Below are 20287 nucleotides of genomic sequence, written 5' to 3'. Positions count from 1 at the left end.
CCTAAGTAGCCCATTGGGAGGAGAGAAAATAATTCTCAAGGTATGTTAGAAAATACCTGTATGCACATTCCGAAACGGGCATAAAGCTATCATCTAAAAAATGAAGGGCGCAATGCGATAGCAGATGCTATTACAAAGTAGGATCGCCCTATCATTGCAGCCTATTAAACGTGAAGCCCTTCACGCTGGCAATAATAGGCTATGGAATCTCAGTATCACCACTGGAATAGTAATAAGAGATTGCCAGCCTTAACGTAATTCCTGAACCTCTAACAATTCAAGGTAGTTAAGTCTGACAACATTCACCCTAACGGAGCGAATGAGCAAAAAGCACAATGCTTTTCCGTAAAGAGAGGAGAGCGCGGAGATTGCCGCCACTGCCCGACAAAGCAGAAGCGCCCGCGCATCCTTCGGAACGACAAAAAAGAAAACAACCGTAGCTAAAGAACATACCCATTCTTTACGGAAAGACATTGCAGGGAAAGAGCGCCGCTATGGGAGACGGCATTCTCTGGAGTGCTCACACTATGGGATAGTGTTTGCAAGTCGTATTGACATACAAGGGAGAGGAACGTGATTCGATACGTTTATTCATTTCCTACTTCCTATTCTATAACATTTCCGTTAATTTGTCAATACCAAAACAGCATTTTATTCACCAATTATGAATTTTTATTCACTTCCAAGTGCTGCGTATTCTTCGGCTATGTCCTGCGCCAGCCCTCCAAGCTCAAGCGTGATGTATTGGAAGGAGCAAGCCAGCTCTTCGAGGTCATTCGCAATGCGCCAGGCCTCTTGCGGTGTGATCGTGCTGCCGTCACGCTGCACCAGTAGCGCTACAGACGTTTGCAGGTGCTCAAGCGCTGTGATTGCCTGATCCGTGTGCTTCACCGCCTCCAGGAGAGCGGAGGGCGTTCCTGATCGATGCGCCTGATTGACCAAAGATAATGTTGGCAAATGCCAATTGTCTTCAAAGCTGATAATTTTAGTTTGGATAGTGCTGTATGTATTAGTCATTATAATTTTCCTTGTCGTCATGAAATAAAAAATCTAAATCTTGAGTGTGATTAGATAGGCCGTTAGTTTGTGAATAGCCTACGTAGTCAATGTAATTTTCTGAGAATAGTTGCCATTTTTTTAGATTGGATGAATCAACACGGTATTCACGGCGGCGGCGTGGTTTGTAAAAGACAGTTTCAGAAGAGGCTAAAACATCCTGCAATAATTCAAACTCTGATCCGGTTGGAACCGTTGGAGGGTGTTCTATTACTTCGGTGTTCCATTCTCCAGGAATAGACTCTCGTGCGAGATCTTGTAGAGAACAGGTGTATTTACGTTTGCTGGCGCGTGTCGCTTGTTCTATCCGTTTAATCGGATTTCGTTCTTTTCGTCCCATTTATTCCTCGTAGAGGGGAAACTCCCTGTTTTCTCGTTAATGTCCATACTGCGTAAAATGCAAATAGCCAATAGATAGCGATGATCATAAAAATTTCCCGTAGTGTGTTTTAGAAATTGGTGTAAATAAATTCTACATTGTCGCGCTCGATTTGTTTTAGCGTGAAAGATAAATAATTGCTTTCATCATCTATCTCAATTACGCCAATGTTGCGCAGAGCACGAAGCCAGAATCTGATCCCGTTATCACTTACACCGGATTTATCAGATAATTCGCCGTAGCTAATTTTTGTTTTCTTACCTTTCCAGAACCAGACAAGCGCGTAATAAACGCTCTTCCCGCTATCGTTGATTTGAATCTGTTTTGTATTATTCAGTTTTATGTATTGTATCAATTGTTTCTCCTATTTAGTTCCAGTTTCTTTGTATTGTGGCGATCCCCTTCTTCATGAGTTCAGCCGTTTGTTTCTGAGTAAGCCCACTGGCTTTATGTTTCTGCACTTCGGCGCGGGTATTGTCACCCTTCGATGTATCTCGCTTCTTCCTCACTTTGCCAAAGTTGAGACATTCAATCTTTGCACTTGGGAAATAATGCTCTTTGATGTATTCAGCAGTTGCCAGATCCGGCACGACGAACACCAGAGGGTGATTAGTGTCAGCATTACGTACAGATGTACGGCTAATAAACTGGTAGCACCGTTCGTAATTCATTGCGGCTCGTTGTTTCTGTTCAAATTCTTCAACGTCCCATCCGTTAAGCTCTGCATACTGCCGCCATTTACCCTGGAAATCTCTGTCAAGATTACTGCATCCAAGAAACACAGCATTGTGAATGTGTTGGTAGTGGTTTAATCCGTAGGAAGCCATTGAAACACGCTCACCACGGGCAGAATTTGAAAGAATTTCATCTCCAATAGTCGTAAACTGGCACAAGGCTTTATCCCTGTTGGTAGCGAAGATAAATTCACCTGGAACACGCTGGATAATTTCCTGTAGATGTTCGTGAAACACTTTCTGTAATGCTGTCAAAGTGCATCTGTTCTCACATACGGCTACCAGAGAGATCGGCACACTCTTGTGCTTACGTCTTTCAAGTGGTGGCTGTAAATGTTCACCAACTTCCTCTACGGCATACCCTGCCAAGTGTTCAGCAGTCCAGACAAACAAACTACGAGAAGAGCCAGCACCTAAGAGTGTAAATTGTTCAGCCCATTCTACCGATCTGATTATTGGTGATGCAGTAAATGCAAACAGGTGTTTATTTTCTTCGTAGAGAAGTCCAGCACCTTGCATTATCGCCCAGAGTAGGCGCTTCAATTCCACACCGCTCGCCTGTCTTTCGTGCCAGTATTTATAGAATTCTGTCCGGCAATCTTCACGCAGGAATAACAATCCGTCCTGCTCTTCCAGCCATTCCAGGAACGGGAAATTCTCTGCTGTCCGATCTGTATGCTGCACTTTGATGTAAGCGCCAAACATTGCATCAGGGATTTCATCAACAAATACGCTGAAATTACGAAGAAGGTTTTGTAGTTCCGTTTCAAGCGCTGCACGATAGCAGTAATGAATGAAGCATTGATGTGTGCAGATAATCACTGAATGCTGAAAATCGTATTCCAGGGTGGAAATAAGGTGATTTACCGCTTCCGTTTCAGTGTCTACATGAAAACTCTTTACCCTTCGCTCTTCAAGTTCTTCCTTAACTTGCTTACATAATTCATGTGTTGGCATTACCAGAAGATAACGAGGGGGAATTGCATCAGAATTAGTTAATAAATTTGACTTGATGTAGTGCTGTAATGTGGTGGATTTTCCAGATCCGCAAATTGCATCAACGTAGGCTACTACTTTTCTTCTTTGGCTCATTGGTTTCCTCTTTGTTAAGGATTTCTGTTAATAATTCGCTCACCAGTGCGGCGGCGGCTTTATTTTCACGATTTGCACGTTTGATCAGTGCCTGATAAGTCTCAGGGGTAAAGTTGATCTTCATTATCTATTCCTCAAAGTTTATTCAGTGGTCGAAGCACGGATTTCATCCCAACGCTTCAACACTTCTGTAAGAAAGGCTTCCCTTTCGTGGTATCCGCGAGCGCGGCAGGCGTTTCGTAATGCTCGGATGTGGTAACGGGTGGTGGTTCCGTCTTTTAATTGTTGAAGTGTGTCTTCAATGTCGAAGTATCTCAATATCAGTCTCCTGTAGTTTGCGTATATAAAAAAGACACCTTGCAGCCTGACGGCTCAAAGTGCGTTGATTGATTGGATTGTGTGGATAAAGTTTTATGCTACACGGGTACTATAACATTTTTCTTACCTATTTGTCAACCCCTACCACGAAATAAATTTACTGTCAATCATTTTTTATGAATTAGAGAAGACGGCAACTCAAGCGAGGGTATCATTTCCGGCTCTTCATGCAAGTGAGCCGATTTTGTAGCTACGCTACATTGCACAATCAATCTGTTAACACATCATTTTAAATGATAAGCCTTTTACATTTATTTTGATGTGTTGAGATAGTAGGCTCACGATGAACCAGCGATCAGCGGGTGAATGTTGCATGAAATGTGATTGCACAAAGCCATCTTGCACAATAGATGTATGTTCGAGGAGTACGAGAACATAAAGGTATAATTAATAACCTTAATTTAATTAAAGGTTAGTAGTTAGGTGTTAATTGTCGGTGAGCGTAGCGAGCATGACAAATGACTATTACAGGAGAAATTATTTAACCAAATTATCTTTATCCAGTGATCATCTCCTGTATAACTCTTTCATGCTCCGCATTACATGCTACACATGCAGTAATCTTTTCATGTTCGCAGTGCTCACGATGAAACAACACTCCATAGCGCCGGAAAAATCCCACGTTAAATACATGCCAAACCATAATTAAAGCCCTGCTTAATCCTGGGTTAATCCACCCTAAACAATCCCCTGTAACGCTCTATGATCATCTTTCAATCTATCAATACACTTTACCCTCACTTTTGCGGAATCCTTACGCCATGCTGCTTACAGGGCTGTTTGTCATGACAAACTACTTTGGTCACATGCAAGAATGTTGAACGAGTTTTCACGAAATGAAACGCCGCTGATTATTTCATGCCAAAACACCCGCAAATGATAATAATTCTCATCATTTCAAATCGCATCGCTACAAATGAGAATAACTATCATCTACCGTGCAAATCCCTCTCGATTCGATACACTTTAGCAAAGTGTATCCTGTAACCTGTTGATTTAACTAACTCAGCACACTTTACCATCACTTCACAGTGCAAACAGGGGTAACTCCCCGTCATCGAAAATAAATCTCTTGACAGAACAACCGTTTCATGAACCTTTTTAGTTGTTAAAATTTTCTTTATTTTTCAATCAATTATTGATATTTCGGCATTTCTACGCCTGGAATTGGGGCGGCCTCGATCACGCCGTTCAGCAACTCAAGCAACCGCGCACATACTTTGATCATTTTGTGCTCTTCATCAATAAACGTATCGTGCAACATGTTGAAAATGATCATTTTCTGATCAATGATGATTTCAACGAAACGAACATGAGGAGGGATAAAGATGAAAGGCATTAGCCAGGCGCTAAAGAGTGCAGACGATGTTAAGGCAGTGGCGGCAGAGCTACAACGGAACGCCAGAAGCAACCTGTTCTATTGTCTGTGGGTGTTTATGTATGAATCGGGCTTGCGTATCTCTGACGTGCTCAAGCTCAAGTATGAGGATGTAGAGGGACAGTCTCACCTCAAGGTGAAGCAGGAGAAAACCGGAAACGTGGTAAGGCCAAAAGTGACACCTGCGATGCTGTCAGTAGTGGCACAACGCAAGGCAGAACAAGCCGCTATGCCTGTGAAGACGGCTTTTATCTTTAGCAAGGGCGATCTCCGTAGCAAAGGCCACGCCGTCACACGTAACACCGTGTTTGCTGAATTTGGGAAGATGGGACGTAGAGCAGGATTCTCTAATGTGGGATGCCATACACCACGTAAAAGCCGTGGGCGTGTAATGTTCGATGCAGGGGTGGCTATAGAGACAATCGCCCATTTCCTGGGACAGACAGATCCACGCTCAACCATGTATTACATCGGGTATGGTCAGGACGTGCAGGACGATTTAACAGAGGAGTTTTCTTTAGAATGGTGATCAACATGAAACACCTTGCGCTGACGCTGGCGCTACTGCCTACCCTCGCCCATGCAGCGATCACATTAACTTTGACTGACGAACAGGAGACAGACAACGCGAAAATCTGCGTTTATTCCAACGCCAATTACACGGAGACAATGACGATCTGACCATCCGAGCCGTGCAAATACACTCGGACATTCGAGGAGGAATAACGATTGAAGAATGAGCAAAGTCGATAACTTAAATAAGTGCATTAAGATCACAGTTTCAACCAGAGAAAATGATTTCAGGCAAAGCTGTTATACAGTTATAATGCTTGACTATTATTCAAACTCACAATGGACTTCTCTATGGCTAACGACGTTTATCAAAGCCAGAAATGCACTTTGCGCTTCTCAAAAAAAGCTATCGACAGATCCGCTCAAGCAATCAGACATGGTTGTGTTAATGAGGAACGTCAGGCTGCTATTGAGATGATCCAAAATTTTAGGGAATTACACCTTTACCCGTTAATGTTAATGAAAAATCATTTAGCGAGAACATCCGCAAAAGTGAATAAGAAAATAATTGTTGCTCGGCGTTTAAAGCGTCTCCCTACTATTATAGATAAACTTGAACGCCCAACCCTTGATGGAATACACGAAAACTCGATAAAATTAACACGTATGCAGGACATTGGTGGCTGTAGAGCAATCGTAAAAAATCTTGAGCATCTAAAATTATTACAAACTCGACTCGAAAAGAGTCGTTCAATACATACCATTGTTCATACTGCAAATTATCTGACACCCAAAGCAAGTGGATACGGTGGAGTTCATCTAATTTATAGTTGTTTCCATGAAGGTGACGATAATAACGCATGGAAAAAAACGAAGATAGAGGTTCAACTTCGGACAGAACTACAACATGCTTGGGCTACAAGCTTGGAGATCATTGATACACTCGAAGGTTATAAGCTGAAAACATCTCAGGAAGGGCATGAAGACTGGCGTAGATTATTTTATTTAGCAGGATGCTTAGTTGCCCATGATGAAGGAGCCAGCCTACTTCCTGCTGACACTTTATTAGCATACAGGCAAGAACTATCTGGATTACATGCTGAATTACAATTAATTCCTAAGTTAGCGCGTTATACATTGGCCCTGCACATTACAAATAATGGTATGCCTGGAGTGAAAATACCTAAATACTTCAAGGGTCATTATTTGGTTGAGATCAGAAAATTCACAGACAATAAATTCCCAGTTAGAGTTAAGCCCTTTAAAATGGCTTCTGCGGCGGCTGCACTGGATGCTTTGGCAGAAAGCGAAGCAAATGACGAAATAATAATTTCCGTGTTATTATCTGCTGAAGATGGTAAATCACTCAAACGCGCATACCCTAACTACTTTGGCTCAACAGAGCTATTCACAAAGTTTCTTGAAAAGCATATAAATATAGTAGAACAGCACACGGAAAATCAATAATAAAATACAAAGAGGGGAATCCCCTCTTTTGTAGTAATAGCGTATTTTTTAAAACCAGTTTATCAATACTATGCTAACGTAAAGCGGGTGCATTTAATGGCAACCATCACGAGAACCTACGAGAAGATAGCCCCGAAACTTGATGACATGGTGCGCCGTGGGTTCAGCAACATTGAGTTAAGGTATGGAAACCAGCACGAAATTTACGCTTATGGTGAAAGGAAGCTATTAGCCGAAGAGTTTCGTAAGCTCTACCCTGAGAAGGTGAATGACATTCCGCAAGACTTCCCGCCAGATGCTACCGTGATCGTCGAAGACATGGTTTTGCTCTATAAACCCCGCAACGGACAATTCACAAAGACAGCCTCTGAAACACAGCTAAAACATCATCAGGCTTTCAATGACTGGTGTCATGCCAATGTTGGCAAGGGAAAAGGCTACACCCAAACGACGAAGAGCACGATTAACGTGATTAACATTATTGGCGCTCTCGTATTGGTTGGCCTGGTCATTTGGGGACTATCTCACATCCGCTAAAACATAATGTTAGCTGCCCTGGCTAATTTGATCTCTGCCTCTTCTTCCTGCTTCTTCGCAAGCCAGGCTTTCCCCTCTGGCGTAGCCAGGAATTTACGGGCATGAATTTTACGGTTGTTGCGCTTGGTGGCTGCTGTATTCTTGGCTTTTGACATGGTATCACCTCGCATAAATCATCTAACTTCAATGGGTTAAACCGTATAGCAAAGTAACATTACAAAGATAGTTATAAAGATGCAGGTAATAGAAGACCATTACGTGCCGTGTTGGGCACATAAGAAAAGGCGGCGCGTAGCGCTTCCGCTGGATGTGGCCCCCTTCGCAGGGGTGATAAAGCCTTAGTACGTTCTCTTATCAGGTGATCGTTATAGTCCGGTGATCGAAGCCGTGGCAGAGCCGGATTCTTTCCCGATCCGGTTAGTCTTCCCAACATTACGCCTGTTTATTCTCTGCAACCTTTCACAAGGTGTAGCATCATTGAGCGCCGCACGAAGCGCGGAACGTATCGCTAAGGGTTCAAGTGATGTGTTTAGAGAGTCCGGCAACTCTTTCAGCTTCAAGGGGTGGCATAATTTCTTATGCTGTTCGGGCTTGAGCCTGGTAACTACCCGCCAGTACGTTGTACAATACTTGAGCCGATACAACGCAAAGGCGTTTACCAGTGCTAACAGACGTTAGAACAGAAGTTACAAACCGTTAGATAAACAGTCTAAAGAATGCTGTTTTTACGGGATTTTCTGTTGATGGTGCCGATAATAGGAGTCGAACCTACGACCTTCGCATTACGAATGCGCTGCTCTACCAACTGAGCTATATCGGCCCTGCAAGAGGTGTTCACGAGCGTGAATCACGAGGCAAAAGGTTAGAACTTAGCGGGCGATGCGTCAATAGCCAGTGGAATCAACTGCCTATTTTTGCATCGCCCGTTCTCATTTACGCACGAATGGTATCGTCGCCGAAACCAATCCACTTATAAGTGGTTAACGCTTCCAGCCCCATCGGGCCGCGGGCGTGCAGCTTCTGGGTACTGACTGCCACTTCCGCGCCGAGGCCGAACTGGCCGCCGTCGGTGAAGCGCGTGGAGGCGTTCACGTAAACGGCGGAAGAGTCCACTTCATTGATAAAGCGGTTGGCGTTACGCAGGGTGCGGGTCAGGATGGCGTCGGAATGCTGGGTGCCATGTTCGCGAATATGGGCGATAGCCTCATCCATATCAGCCACCACTTTGACGTTCAGATCCAGCGACAGATACTCGTCGTCATACTGCTCCGCTTTCACCGGCTCGACCTTCGCCGGGCCGTTTTGTAGCGCGGGGAGGGCGGAAGGGGCGGCATGCAGGGTGACGCCGCTCTCGGCCATCTGCTTGCTTAACGCCGGCAGGAAGGTGTCGGCGATGTTACGGTGCACCAGCAGCGTTTCCACGGTATTGCAGGTGCTCGGCCGCTGGGTCTTGGCATTGACGATGATCTTCAGCGCAGGGGCGATCTCGGCGGTTTCATCAACGAAGATATGGCATACGCCAATCCCGCCGGTGATCACCGGGATCGTTGACTGCTCGCGGCACAGCTTGTGCAGGCCAGCGCCGCCGCGGGGGATCAGCATATCGATGTATTTATCCATCTTCAGCATTTCGCCCACCAGCGCGCGATCCGGGCTCTCAATGGCCTGTACCGCGGCGGCCGGCAGACCGCACTCCTGCAGCGCTTGCTGGATCACCTTCACCGTGGCGGCGTTGGTGCGCCAGGTCTCTTTCCCGCCGCGCAGGATCGCTGCGTTGCCGGTTTTCAGACACAGGGAGGCGACGTCGACCGTCACGTTGGGTCGCGCTTCATAAATCACGCCAATCACCCCCAGCGGGACGCGGCGACGTTCAATACGCAGACCGCTGTCCAGCAGTCCACCGTCGATCACCTGGCCGACCGGATCGGCCAGATTGCACACCTGGCGCACATCGTTGGCGATGCCGCTCAGACGCGCCGGGGTCAACGCGAGGCGATCAAGCATCGCTTCACTCAGGCCATTGGCGCGAGCTTCGGCTAAATCTTCCGCGTTGGCGCGCAGAATATCGTCGGTCTGCGCTTCCAGATAATCGGCGATCTTTTCCAGTACCTGGTTTTTTTCCCGGCTGGAGAGTAACGCCAGCTGCCAGGAGGCCGCTTTGGCGGCAATGCCCATTTGTTCCAGCATTTTCAGCTCCTTAACGGATGATCATATCATCGCGGTGGACGGCCACCGGGCCGTATTCATAGCCCAGAATGGCATCGATTTGCTGCGAGTGCTGGCCGGCGATAAGGCGCAGCGCGTCGCTGTTGTAGCGGCTGACGCCGTGAGCGATATCGCGTCCTTCGCTATTGCGAATGCGGATCACTTCGCCGCGGGAGAAGTTGCCGCTGACGATTTTGATGCCTTTTGGCAACAGCGAGCTGCCTCTTTCGAGGATCGCCTGAGTCGCGCCCGCATCGACGGTCAGTTCACCGGCCGGCGGCGCGCCGAAGATCCAGCGCTTACGGTTCTCCAGCGGAGACTCCTGCGCGTGGAAGCAGGTGCCCACCGGCAGGCCTTCCATCGCATGGCCGATGACGTCCGGACGGTTGCCGGCGGCGATGATGGTATCAATCCCCGCGCGGCAGGCGACGTCCGCGGCCTGCAGCTTGGTGCCCATGCCGCCGGTGCCGAGTCCGGAGACGCTGTCGCCGGCGATGGCGCGCAGCGCGTCGTCGATGCCGTAGACGTCTTTAATCAGCTCCGCCTGCGGGTTGCTACGCGGGTCGGCGGTGAACAGGCCTGGCTGGTCGGTTAACAGCAGCAGCTTATCCGCCCCGGCGAGGATCGCGGCCAGTGCGGAGAGATTGTCGTTATCGCCCACTTTGATTTCCGCGGTGGCGACGGCGTCGTTTTCGTTAATGACCGGGACGATGCTGTTATCCAGCAGCGCGCGCAGGGTGTCGCGGGCGTTGAGGAACCGTTCTCTGTCTTCCATGTCGGCGCGGGTCAGCAGCATCTGGCCAACGTGAATGCCATAGATAGAAAACAGCTGTTCCCACAGTTGGATCAGACGGCTTTGTCCCACCGCCGCCAGCAGCTGCTTGGAGGCGATGGTGGCGGGCAGTTCCGGGTAACCAAGGTGCTCGCGCCCGGCGGCAATGGCCCCGGAGGTCACGATGACAATACGGTGTCCCATGGCGTGCAGCTGTGCGCACTGGCGCACGAGCTCGACGATATGGGCGCGGTTCAGGCGACGGGACCCGCCTGTTAAAACACTGGTGCCCAGTTTTACCACCAGCGTCTGGCTTTCACTCATGATTCTCTGCCGTTCAAAAGGAATATCGATATCGAGCTGATGTTGTAGCAGGAGTCGGCCCGCTTGCCAACACCCGGGGCGGCGGGCGCGCCATTTTATTGCGCGGGATCGGGCATTCTGGAGAGGGTATGTGACAAAAATATGTCAGATACATTTAAATACTCTTTTTTATAAAAAGTTCCACATTGTCATAAATATTTAATATCCCGGCGTTAAAAAAACTCCTGTTTTTGATGGGCGAGTGCCCGCAATTGAATAGCGCGTATAAATAAATCACCAGGACTGAATAATGAAAAAGAGTACTCTGGCATTAATGATGATGGGCTTTGTGGCTTCAACGGCGACGCAGGCAGCGGAAGTTTATAACAAGAATGCTAACAAGCTGGATGTGTACGGTAAGATCAAAGCCATGCACTACTTCAGCGATTATGACAGCAAAGATGGCGATCAGACTTACGTGCGTTTCGGTATTAAAGGCGAAACGCAGATTAACGATGACCTGACCGGCTATGGCCGTTGGGAATCTGAATTCTCCGGTAACAAAACCGAGAGCGACTCCAGTCAGAAAACCCGTCTGGCATTCGCCGGGGTGAAGCTGAAGAACTACGGCTCCTTTGACTACGGTCGTAACCTTGGCGCCCTGTACGACGTGGAAGCCTGGACCGATATGTTCCCGGAATTCGGCGGCGACTCATCTGCTCAGACCGATAACTTTATGACCAAGCGTGCCAGCGGCCTGGCGACCTACCGCAACACCGATTTCTTCGGTCTGGTGGATGGTCTGGATATGACCCTGCAGTACCAGGGTAAAAACGAAGGCCGTGAAGCGAAGAAACAGAACGGCGACGGCGTTGGTACCTCATTAAGCTATGATTTCGGCGGCAGCGACTTCGCCGTCAGCGCGGCCTACACCAGCTCTGACCGTACCGACGCGCAGAACTTGCTGTCCCGCGGTCAGGGTTCCAAAGCGGAAGCCTGGGCGACCGGCCTGAAATATGACGCCAACAATATCTACCTGGCGACCATGTACTCTGAAACCCGCAAGATGACCCCGATCAGCGGCGGCTTTGCCAACAAAGCGCAGAACTTTGAAGCGGTGGCGCAGTATCAGTTCGACTTCGGTCTGCGTCCGTCCCTCGGCTATGTGCTGTCGAAAGGGAAAGACATCGAAGGAGTGGGTAGCGAAGATCTGGTTAACTACATTGACGTGGGCCTGACCTACTACTTCAACAAAAACATGAACGCCTTCGTGGATTACAAAATCAACCAGCTGAAAAGCGATAACAAACTCGCCATCAACGATGACGACATCGTCGCGCTGGGCATGACCTACCAGTTCTGATTAACCGCAGAACCACCCGCCGCAGCCCTGGCTGCGGCTTTTTTTTAGCGGCGATTCTTCGCCAGATGCAGGGTGTCGCTGTTCATGGTGATCTGCGCGTTATACTCCTTCGGCAAACGGCGCGCCTGGTAGAACGCCGACTCCCAGTAAGGGTTGTCCAGCGAAGAGCGCATCACGCCCTGGCTGCTCGAGGCGTGAAGGAAATTATGATCGGTATCGTAAAAGCCAACGTGCATCCCGGCCCGGGTGCGGAAGAAAACCAGATCGCCGGGACGTAAATCGCGCTTATTGACCCGCACGCCCATGTGCAGTAGCTCGCGGGTGGTGATCCGCTCCATCGGCAGGTTAAAGCGATCCTTCAGCGTGCGCCAGACGAAACCCGAGCAGTCGACGCCGCTTTGTTCAGTACCGCCCCATTCATAGGGGGTACCCTGCCAGGTGTGCATCTGGTCATGCAGGGCCGCCACCACCGGGATCAGATCGTCCGATCCGCCGTCAATGGTCATATCCGCATGAGATTTTGTGTTCTTTGCCTGTTTCGGTGAGGAGGAGCATCCTGCCAACAACAAAAAAGGAATTAAAAAGAGAGCATGCGTCAGTTTTGGCTTCATATCGTTATTTTCGAAGTAGCAAGCAGACTGCTTTGTTTTATAGCCGATTAAAAAGAACGGCTAAATAAGCCGAGGCCGCCTTTACGTTTATTTACGATTAAAAATAAACAATCAGGCGAGAGAACACCCATAAAAGGCAGTTGTCACTTCCGAACGGCCTGTGCCAGGATTCTGATTAAACATTTGACGAGGCATTCCATGACGCATTACGCCATCTCTGGTGAGACTTTGCCTGGCGCCGCTTTCGACGCGGGGTGGATGACGTCTGCGCCTCATCATTGCTTCACCACGCTCTGCCCACCGCCTCCCCCTCCAGACCGGGTTGTTTTCGGCGCTTAACGCCGTCTTTAGCAGGCGCTTACCTGCCGGTATGACGCTTGATACCTTGTGTTTGACGTTCTGGAGCATGCTATGCACGTTCGCTATTCTCTGCTCGCCTCGCAGGCGACAACGGCCATTTTTGTGCTGCTGTGGGGCAGCGCGGCCATCTTCACCCGCTGGGGACTGGACAACGCTTCGCCGATGGCGCTGCTGGTCTTTCGTTTTCTGATTGCCCTGGTCGCGCTGGCGCCGCTGGCCATCGTCCGTCGGCGCTGGCTGCCCGCGCCGGGTACCCGCCTGCAAACAGCGGCTACCGGTCTGATGCTGATTGGCGGCTATTCGGTCTGTTACTTCGAGGCGATGGCTAACGGTGTGACGCCGGGACTTATCGCCACCATCATGGGGATCCAGCCTATCCTTACGCTTTGCGTGGTGGAGCGTCGCCTGCAGGGGCGGCGGCTGTCAGGACTGCTGATTGCCCTGGCGGGGCTGGTGCTGCTGGTGTGGCGCAGTCTGGCGGCCTCGCCGATGGCGATGGTGGGGATCCTGTTTGCGCTGGCTGCTCTGCTGCTGATGACCTTTGGCGCGCTGTGGCAAAAGCGCAGCCGTCAGGCGCCGGCGGATGTCCTGCCGCTGCAGTACGCCGTCAGTCTGGGGCTGTGCCTGTTGATTGCCCCGGTCAGCGGCTTCCAGTTTACCGTTAACGCCGGGTTGATTATTCCGGTGCTGTTTCTCGGGCTGCTGATTTCGGTGGTCGCCCAGCTGCTGCTGTATCGTCTGCTGAGCGCGGGAAATATTGTCAATGTCACCAGCCTCTTTTATCTGGTGCCAGCGATCACGGCGCTGCTGGATTATCTGCTGCTGGGCAACCGGCTGCCGGCGGCGGCGATGGTCGGTATGGTGGCGATCATCGGCGGGATCGTGCTGGTGTTCCGCACCGAGAAGGTCCGCGCCGGCTGATGGCGAGCCGGGCGCTGTGGCGTCCGGTTCATTTTCCTGTCATGTTTTTTACGCATGCTCCCGGCAGCTTATTTTGATCAACAAGGGAAAGCAGATGGGCAACACGCTGACGATTTTCGATCTCGACAACACCCTGATACAGGGCGATAGCAGTACGGTCTGGAGCCAGTTTATGGTTCGCGAAGGATTAGCGACGCAGAAGGGGTATCTTGCCCGCGAGGCGCGGCTAATGGCGGATTATGACCGGGGGGAGATGAATATCGCCGATTATGTGGCTCTGATCCAGGCGCCGCTGGCCGGAATACCGAAATCGGACGTTGACGCGATGGTGGCCCGCTGCGTGCGCGAGGCGATCCTGCCGCGGGTCTATCCGCAGGCGTGGGAATGTATTCGTCGTCTGCGGGCCGAGGGGGAGCAGATGCTGATCATTTCAGCCTCGGTCAGCCTGCTGGTGCAGGCGGTGGCCGCCGCGCTGGAGATTGATCAGGCGCTGGGCATTGACGTGGAGATGGTCGACGGCGGCTACAGCGGGGTCATTGCCGGGATCCCCAGCTATCAGCAGGGGAAGGTGGCGCGTCTGGCGCAGTGGCGCGAGGCGCATCCGCAGTATGACGGCGAGGTGACGTTCTATACCGATTCCATTAACGATCTGCCGCTGTGCCTGCATGCGGATCGCGTGCGGCTGGTCAATCCTTGTCCGCAGCTGCAGGCGGCGGGTGCCGGATACGGCTGGCCGGTGCTGACCTGGCGGCTGGAATAGCGGAGCGGATAAATGCTTCTGCGGGTTCAGCCGTTCCAGGCCAGATAAGCCCTGTAGGCCGGGTAAGGCGCCAGCCGCCACCCGGCGAAATATCGGCGCAACCGGAAATGTCCCTGCTCGCGCTGCGCTTAGCAGGGCTACCACTCCTGTGTTATTTCCGGGCAGATTGCGCTCCCAATATTTTTTCTGCGTTATGTCCCTTACGGTGCAGGGAGCGCACAGGGGCGGCCAGTTGCCGCCCCCCCTGTACCCCCGGACTTCCGGGAATGTCTCAGCGATGTTGAGGCCGCCAGCACCGGCAGTTTCAGTTGCCCCAGGCCCGGCGGTGATTTGGGGTTGTAGGTCGGGTAAGCGAAGCGCCACCCGACAAAATATCGGCATAAAAGGCCTTATAAGCCGCCATCCGGCGCAAAGGCGCGCTAGCGTCCGCCCCGATACAGCGGCACCGCGGCGCCGCCGATATAACGACGGCGCAGCCAGGCGGAGAGGGTGTCCATGATCATCACCACCGCCACCAGCAGCAGGGTGATAAACATCACCACATCCCAGTTCCACAGGCGCATGTTCTCGGCATAGATAAGCCCAATACCGCCGGCGCCGACGAAGCCCAGCACCGCCGCGGAGCGGGTGTTGGATTCAATCTGATACAGGCTCAGGGCGAGGAAGGTCGGGAACGACTGGGTAAAAATGCCGAAGCGATGCTTTTGCAGGCCGTTCGCGCCCACGGCGGTCAGCCCGCGCCCGGGGGAGCGGTCCACGGCTTCGTGTCCTTCCGCGTACAGCCGTCCCAGCAGACCGGTGTCCTGCATGATGATCGCCAGCACCCCCGCCAGCGGCCCGAGGCCTACCGCGCGCACGAAAATCAACCCCCAGATAGCCATGTCGATCCCGCGCAGCACATCAAACAGGCGGCGCATCAGCAGGGCGAGGGTCCCCAGCACCATGCCGCGCATGATGTTGCGGGCGGCAAAGAAGGAGAGCAGCAGCGCCAGCACCGTGGCGGTCAGCGTCCCGGCGAAGACGATAGCCAGGGTGATGCCGATTTGCGTGAAGTAATAGCCGAAGGGCCAGTTCCAGAAGTCGTGCCAGACGAACATCCGCGCCAGGTAGCGGCCAATCTGCTGCAGACCGGTGGTCAGCTGCTCGCCGCTGATGCCAAACTGCAGAAAAAACCAGACGTAATAGAGCACGCAGGCCAGCGCCACCAGCCCGACGTAGCGCAGGTAGCGCCCCTGGACCTGATAGAGCTGCTTATGCTGTCGACGGCTGGCGGCGATATCCGGTTGTATGTGCCAGACACTCATTTTTTTCCCTCCAGTACCCACAGGCGCAGACGACCGGACAGCATGTCCAGCGCTGACACCACCAGAATGATCAGCAGCAGGGTGATGCTCACCTGATCGTAGCGGTCGAGCTTGATATTGGTCATCAGCTCCTGGCCGATGCCGCCCGCGCCCACCAGGCCGAGAATCGTCGACGAACGGAAGTTGATTTCAAGCCGCATAAAGCCGTAGGAGAGAAACAGCGGTTTCACCTGCGGCCACAGGGCGAAGCGGATTTTCTGCAGCGGCGACGCGCCGCAGGCCGCCAGGCCGCGTACCGGTTTGTTTTGCGCGCTTTCCACCGCCTCGTAGAACAGTTTGGTCAGGCTGCCGACGGTGTGCAGCATCAGCGCCAGAAAGCCCGGGATCGCGCCGATGCCGAACGCCATGACAAAGATCACCGCCCACGCCAGCTCGGGCATGGTGCGCAAAAACGCCACCAGTACGCGAATGGCAAAGCGCACCGGCGCCGGGGTCCAGGCGTTGTTGGCGGCGAGGAACGCGAAGACGGTGGCAATGGCGACCGCCACCAGCGTCGAGGCCAGCGCCAGCTGCAGGGTTTCCCAGATGAGCGGCAGCTGGATCGGCAGGCGATAGCCCCACCAGGCCAGCGACCCTTTGGTCTGCACATCGGCGAACAGGTTGCCGGCACTCAGAGGCGGAATGGTCTCTGCCATATAGTCAAAGAAGTGGGGCAGCGAGTGCCAGATGGTCAGCAGATTAAATTCTGCGGCGCTGCCGGCGGCAAAATAGAGCGCCAGCAGGAGTAACGACCAGCAGACGGTATCGCGCTTTTGCCGCGAGCGTACCTGCTGGTAATAGCGTTCAAATTCGGTGTGGGTCGTCTTCATGCGTCGGGGATCTTCAACGTAGCGCCGCCGCTCACCCTGGGGGCAAGCAGGCGGCGTTGAGGCAGGATTAACGCGCGCTCACCAGCTCGCGTTTCATGTCGATAATCTGCTGGAAGTCAGCCACGCTGCCCGGACCGATGTGCTGGGTACCGCCCATCGCTTTGATAAAGCAGGCGTGATCCTCGGTGTCCAGTTTTTTCACTGCCGCCACGACCTTCGCCTTAAAGTCCGCCGGCAGCGCATTGCTCACCAGGATCGGGCCGTTCGGGATCAGCGGCGATTGCCAGATAATGCGGATCTGCTTCATCAGATCCGGATGATCCATGCGAATCAGGCGGTTGAACGCGCCGGTGGTGTAGCCGGTATTGTAATCGCCGACCATCGAGGTCCAGGTGACCGCGCCCGCGAACTGGCCGTTCAGCACGCCGAGGATGTCCTGCTCGTGGCCGCCGGAGAAGGTAACGCTGGAGAAGGTATTGTTGTATTTGTTGTCGGCGTTACCGCCAAATTTTTCTTTAAACGCATGGTTAGGGATTAAATAACCGGAAGTGGAGTCCGGATCGGCGAAGCCGAACGCTTTACCTTTTAAATCGTCCAGCGTTTTGTACGGGGAGTCAGCTTTGACGATCACCACGGAGTGATAGCCGCGAGACTGATCTTTATCGTCCACGGCAATGCCGACGATATCCACCGCTTTCGGATTATTGATATAAACCGAGGCGTAAGAGGAAGGGGACATGCTCAGCACCACGTCGACTTTGCCCCCCAGCAGACCCTGGATCACCCCGGAATAGTCGGAAGAGTTACGCAGTTTGGTATCCACGTTCAGCTCTTTATCGAGGAAGGTCTTCACACACTGGTTATCGCCGATTTGCTGGGTGGCGTTCTGGCCACCGAGAATGCCCAGATTCAGCTCTTTCGGCTGCGCTGCCGCCGCCTGCCATGCCATCATCATGCCCGCGACCACTGCGGATAAACGAACTGCGCCAGTCATATATTTTTTCATTATGTTGCCCGTGTGAGTGAAATTAATGCAATTGGCTAACTTCATCGCCGTACAGCTGCTGCAGCACATCCTGCGTCAGCCGGGAGGGGTGATCGTCAAAAATAAGCTGGCCGCTGGCGACGCCGATAACCCGGGTGCAGTAGGCCTTCACCAGCTCTACCGAATGCAGGTTTACCATCACGCTGATGCCCTGCTCGCTAATCTCGCGCAGCACATCCATGATGCGCTGGGTGTTCTTCGGATCCAGCGAGGCGACAGGTTCGTCGGCCAGCAATATGCCGGGGTTTTGCATCAGCGCCCGGCAGATTGCCACCCGCTGCATCTGTCCCCCGGAGAGGTTCTCCGCCCGCTGCAGCGCATGCGGCAGCATGTTCATCCACTCAAGCAGCGCAATGGCGCGCGCCCGGTCGGCTTCGGGGAAAATCTTAAACAGCGACTTCAGGGTTGAGGTCTGGCTGAGGCGGCCAAGCAGGACGTTGGTGAGCACGTCGAGGCGCGGTACCAGACAGAAGTCCTGAAAGATCATTCCGCATTGACTGCGCCAGGCGTTGAGTGAGCGGCCTTTCAACTTTGAGACATCGTGTGGCGTACCGACTTCCGGATAGCTAAGAATTTCACCGCCGCTGGCGCTGTGCGTGCCATTAAGGACATGCAGGAGCGTCGATTTGCCGGCGCCGGAGCGACCAATGACCCCGACCATTTCGCCGGCGTGCAGGTCAAAGCTAATGCCGTCCAGCACCTTGTGCTGGGCATGATAGGCTTTAGTCAGGTTACGCACGCTTAAGACCTTCCGCTGCAGGCCTGCATCGAGATCGGTGAACGGCTGGAAATCAGTTTCGGCCACCGCGGCAAGAGAGCTGTTCATAAGAGTGTCCAGGTTCGTCATTAACTGGGCACTATTAATAGGTCTTTATATGAAATTTCGATGACGGTATTGCGAACAAACCGTGAACAGGCGGGAAAGGGCGGGGATGACAGGCCGACCGCGCGGCTCGCTGGCCGCTGGCGAAGCCTTGAAAAGCGGCTATGCTTTCGGGGGACGCAGAGGCAGGTGCACCCGTGACGGCAGGAACCCATCGGCAAAACTCGTTTTATCTTGCTAATGAGGTCTGTTTAATCGAATAGATAATGCGTCTGCCTTTGTTTAGCATTCATCATTCCGCAGAATTAACATATGTATAACTATTTTGTGCGGCAGGTTAATCTATTCATCGGTCTTATGTATTGGTGAATCATCCTGGTTATTGCTAATTTCCAGATTTATATTCTTTATTTTTATATAAATTTAGCCTATTTGATAACTTCATCCTGCGCATCATTAAGAATATTCCTAACATAATAGGGCGAAGATCCTGGGTAATATAAAGCACAAGTAAGAATTGAGGGTTATATTGCCAATAACCTCATGAAAATAAATGTCTTTTTCATCTTCTCAAAAATCCGATATTTTCAGTTTTTGTAAATATTGACCCAGGCACGAAATTGATTGTCTGCCCGCGTGTTGACACTCCATAGGAAAAAACTTAAATTCAACTCCATGCCGAAAATAATTAAAATTAAACCCGGCTTATCAAATATTGATAAGTAATGTGTGTCTTATTTAATGGCGATTTATTAAAGGAAGCGAATACGCCAGTTAACTTTGTAGGCCTGGCAAACAGTGAAGTTGTAAAAATGATTACTTCAAGGACTATGAGGTTAAAAACTATATGGAATATAAATGCTGTTCCGATAAGTACATTTGGTCTGCCCATGACTCCTACTTCTATAAAGGGCTATCCGAACTGATTATGGATATCGACGAATTAATTTATCTGTCGTTGGAAAAAATCAGAAAAGATTTTGTTTTTATCAATCTCAATACGGCTTCTTTAAACGAATTTATCAGGCGCGATAGCGAATGGCTATCCGCGGTAAAGGGGAAACAGGTCGTATTGATTGCGGCCAGGAAATCAGAAGCCTTAGCAAATTACTGGTATTACAATAGCAATATTCGCGGCGTGGTATATGTTGGCCTGAGCCGCGATATTCGAAAAGAACTGGCTTACGTCATTAATGGCAGATTTCTCCGTAAAGATATTAAGAAAGATAAAATTACAGACCGCGAAATGAAAATTATCCGCATGACCGCCCAGGGCATGCAGCCGAAATCGATCGCCAGAATTGAAAATTGTAGCGTGAAGACAGTATATACCCATCGGCGCAATGCTGAGGCCAAACTGTATTCCAAAATATATAAGTTAGTTCAGTAACACCCAGGCAAATTTGTTTTTCAAATG

21 protein-coding genes and 1 tRNA gene are annotated in these 20287 nt (G+C 51.1%); 8 read left to right on the top strand and 14 right to left on the bottom strand.

Going from position 1 to position 20287, the window contains the following annotated elements; genetic code table 11:
• Positions 1–672: 672 nt before the first annotated feature.
• From CWM58_RS16780 to CWM58_RS28710, 5 genes are all read right to left on the bottom strand, one after another.
• Positions 673–1017 (bottom strand): hypothetical protein, encoded by a 345-nt coding sequence (locus tag CWM58_RS16780; protein WP_100681371.1) that lies wholly within the window; start codon positions 1015–1017, stop codon positions 673–675.
• Entirely contained in the window at positions 1010–1396 is a 387-nt protein-coding gene (locus CWM58_RS16775; protein ID WP_227520717.1) for a hypothetical protein, read from the bottom strand. Before CWM58_RS16775 ends, CWM58_RS16780 begins: the two co-directional genes overlap by 8 nt.
• 407 nt (positions 1397–1803) lie before the next feature.
• Positions 1804–3261, bottom strand: a complete 1458-nt coding sequence (locus CWM58_RS16765) for a DEAD/DEAH box helicase (RefSeq protein ID WP_133122427.1) — start codon at positions 3259–3261, stop codon at positions 1804–1806.
• Positions 3227–3385 (bottom strand): hypothetical protein, encoded by a 159-nt coding sequence (locus CWM58_RS28715; RefSeq protein ID WP_165785812.1) that lies wholly within the window; start codon positions 3383–3385, stop codon positions 3227–3229. The genes CWM58_RS16765 and CWM58_RS28715 overlap by 35 nt, the downstream gene beginning before the upstream one ends.
• Before the next feature lie 1389 nt (positions 3386–4774).
• Positions 4775–4918, bottom strand: coding sequence for a hypothetical protein (locus CWM58_RS28710; protein WP_165785811.1), 144 nt, complete (start codon positions 4916–4918; stop codon positions 4775–4777).
• 49 nt (positions 4919–4967) lie between these two features.
• On the opposite strand from CWM58_RS28710, the gene CWM58_RS16755 reads away from it, so the two are divergent.
• The 4 genes from CWM58_RS16755 to CWM58_RS16745 all read left to right on the top strand — a co-directional run bounded on the left by CWM58_RS16755 (position 4968) and on the right by CWM58_RS16745 (position 7534).
• Positions 4968–5546 (top strand): tyrosine-type recombinase/integrase, encoded by a 579-nt coding sequence (locus CWM58_RS16755; RefSeq protein WP_100681368.1) that lies wholly within the window; start codon positions 4968–4970, stop codon positions 5544–5546.
• Complete coding sequence (locus CWM58_RS28705; protein ID WP_165785810.1) at positions 5540–5698, top strand: hypothetical protein; 159 nt, start codon at positions 5540–5542, stop codon at positions 5696–5698. Before CWM58_RS16755 ends, CWM58_RS28705 begins: the two co-directional genes overlap by 7 nt.
• Positions 5699–5881: 183 nt before the next feature.
• Positions 5882–6997: a RelA/SpoT domain-containing protein gene (locus tag CWM58_RS16750; protein WP_100681367.1), complete on the top strand. Its 1116-nt coding sequence runs from the start codon at positions 5882–5884 to the stop codon at positions 6995–6997.
• Positions 6998–7093: 96 nt separating this feature from the next.
• The gene (locus CWM58_RS16745; protein WP_100681366.1) at positions 7094–7534 is read left to right on the top strand and encodes a hypothetical protein; all 441 of its coding nucleotides are present in this window, start codon (positions 7094–7096) and stop codon (positions 7532–7534) included.
• Here the strand turns inward: CWM58_RS16745 and CWM58_RS28700 are convergent.
• The 4 genes from CWM58_RS28700 to proB form a co-directional block, all read right to left on the bottom strand.
• Positions 7531–7689 (bottom strand): hypothetical protein, encoded by a 159-nt coding sequence (locus tag CWM58_RS28700; protein WP_165785809.1) that lies wholly within the window; start codon positions 7687–7689, stop codon positions 7531–7533. The genes CWM58_RS16745 and CWM58_RS28700 overlap by 4 nt on opposite strands.
• A 589-nt stretch (positions 7690–8278) precedes the next feature.
• Positions 8279–8354, bottom strand: a tRNA-Thr gene (locus tag CWM58_RS16735).
• Between the two features lie 113 nt (positions 8355–8467).
• Positions 8468–9721, bottom strand: coding sequence for a glutamate-5-semialdehyde dehydrogenase (gene proA, locus CWM58_RS16730; RefSeq protein ID WP_008805305.1), 1254 nt, complete (start codon positions 9719–9721; stop codon positions 8468–8470).
• A gap of 10 nt (positions 9722–9731) precedes the next feature.
• Positions 9732–10835 carry a glutamate 5-kinase gene (gene proB, locus CWM58_RS16725; protein WP_008805306.1) on the bottom strand — a complete coding sequence of 368 codons (1104 nt, stop codon included), beginning with the start codon at positions 10833–10835 and terminating at the stop codon, positions 9732–9734.
• Positions 10836–11124: 289 nt separating this feature from the next.
• Here proB and phoE point away from each other — a divergent pair, with 289 nt between their 5' ends.
• The gene (gene phoE / locus CWM58_RS16720; protein WP_049163779.1) at positions 11125–12177 is read left to right on the top strand and encodes a phosphoporin PhoE; all 1053 of its coding nucleotides are present in this window, start codon (positions 11125–11127) and stop codon (positions 12175–12177) included.
• A gap of 44 nt (positions 12178–12221) precedes the next feature.
• Here the strand turns inward: phoE and CWM58_RS16715 are convergent, their stop codons facing one another.
• Entirely contained in the window at positions 12222–12788 is a 567-nt protein-coding gene (locus CWM58_RS16715; protein WP_004222859.1) for an NlpC/P60 family protein, read from the bottom strand.
• Between the two features lie 411 nt (positions 12789–13199).
• On the opposite strand from CWM58_RS16715, the gene CWM58_RS16705 reads away from it, so the two are divergent.
• Both CWM58_RS16705 and CWM58_RS16700 read left to right on the top strand, forming a co-directional pair.
• On the top strand, positions 13200–14069 hold the full coding sequence (locus CWM58_RS16705) for a DMT family transporter (protein WP_100681365.1): 870 nt from the start codon (positions 13200–13202) through the stop codon (positions 14067–14069).
• A 94-nt stretch (positions 14070–14163) separates the two neighbouring features.
• Positions 14164–14829, top strand: a complete 666-nt coding sequence (locus tag CWM58_RS16700) for an HAD family hydrolase (RefSeq protein WP_100681364.1) — start codon at positions 14164–14166, stop codon at positions 14827–14829.
• A 419-nt stretch (positions 14830–15248) separates the two neighbouring features.
• On the opposite strand, the gene phnE (CWM58_RS16690) is transcribed toward CWM58_RS16700, so the two are convergent.
• The 4 genes from phnE (CWM58_RS16690) to phnC form a co-directional block, all read right to left on the bottom strand.
• Positions 15249–16133: a phosphonate ABC transporter, permease protein PhnE gene (phnE, locus tag CWM58_RS16690; protein ID WP_100681363.1), complete on the bottom strand. Its 885-nt coding sequence runs from the start codon at positions 16131–16133 to the stop codon at positions 15249–15251.
• Positions 16130–17002, bottom strand: a complete 873-nt coding sequence (phnE, locus tag CWM58_RS16685; protein WP_038422156.1) for a phosphonate ABC transporter, permease protein PhnE — start codon at positions 17000–17002, stop codon at positions 16130–16132. The genes phnE (CWM58_RS16690) and phnE (CWM58_RS16685) overlap by 4 nt, the downstream gene beginning before the upstream one ends.
• 67 nt (positions 17003–17069) lie before the next feature.
• A complete protein-coding gene (gene phnD / locus CWM58_RS16680; protein WP_032691132.1) occupies positions 17070–18008 on the bottom strand; it encodes a phosphonate ABC transporter substrate-binding protein in 939 nt (312 codons plus the stop codon).
• Between the two features lie 22 nt (positions 18009–18030).
• The gene (gene phnC / locus CWM58_RS16675) at positions 18031–18873 is read right to left on the bottom strand and encodes a phosphonate ABC transporter ATP-binding protein (protein ID WP_061155629.1); all 843 of its coding nucleotides are present in this window, start codon (positions 18871–18873) and stop codon (positions 18031–18033) included.
• 844 nt (positions 18874–19717) lie between these two features.
• Here phnC and ecpR point away from each other — a divergent pair.
• Complete coding sequence (gene ecpR, locus CWM58_RS16670) at positions 19718–20260, top strand: ECP biosynthesis operon DNA-binding transcriptional regulator EcpR (protein WP_061155628.1); 543 nt, start codon at positions 19718–19720, stop codon at positions 20258–20260.
• Positions 20261–20287: the final 27 nt, after the last annotated feature.

This window comes from Klebsiella sp. H-Nf2 (genome assembly GCF_002806645.1).
GTDB lineage: Bacteria > Pseudomonadota > Gammaproteobacteria > Enterobacterales > Enterobacteriaceae > Klebsiella > Klebsiella variicola.
The sequence above is the reverse complement of the archived record's forward strand: the minus strand, read 5'-3'. Positions and strand labels throughout refer to the sequence as shown.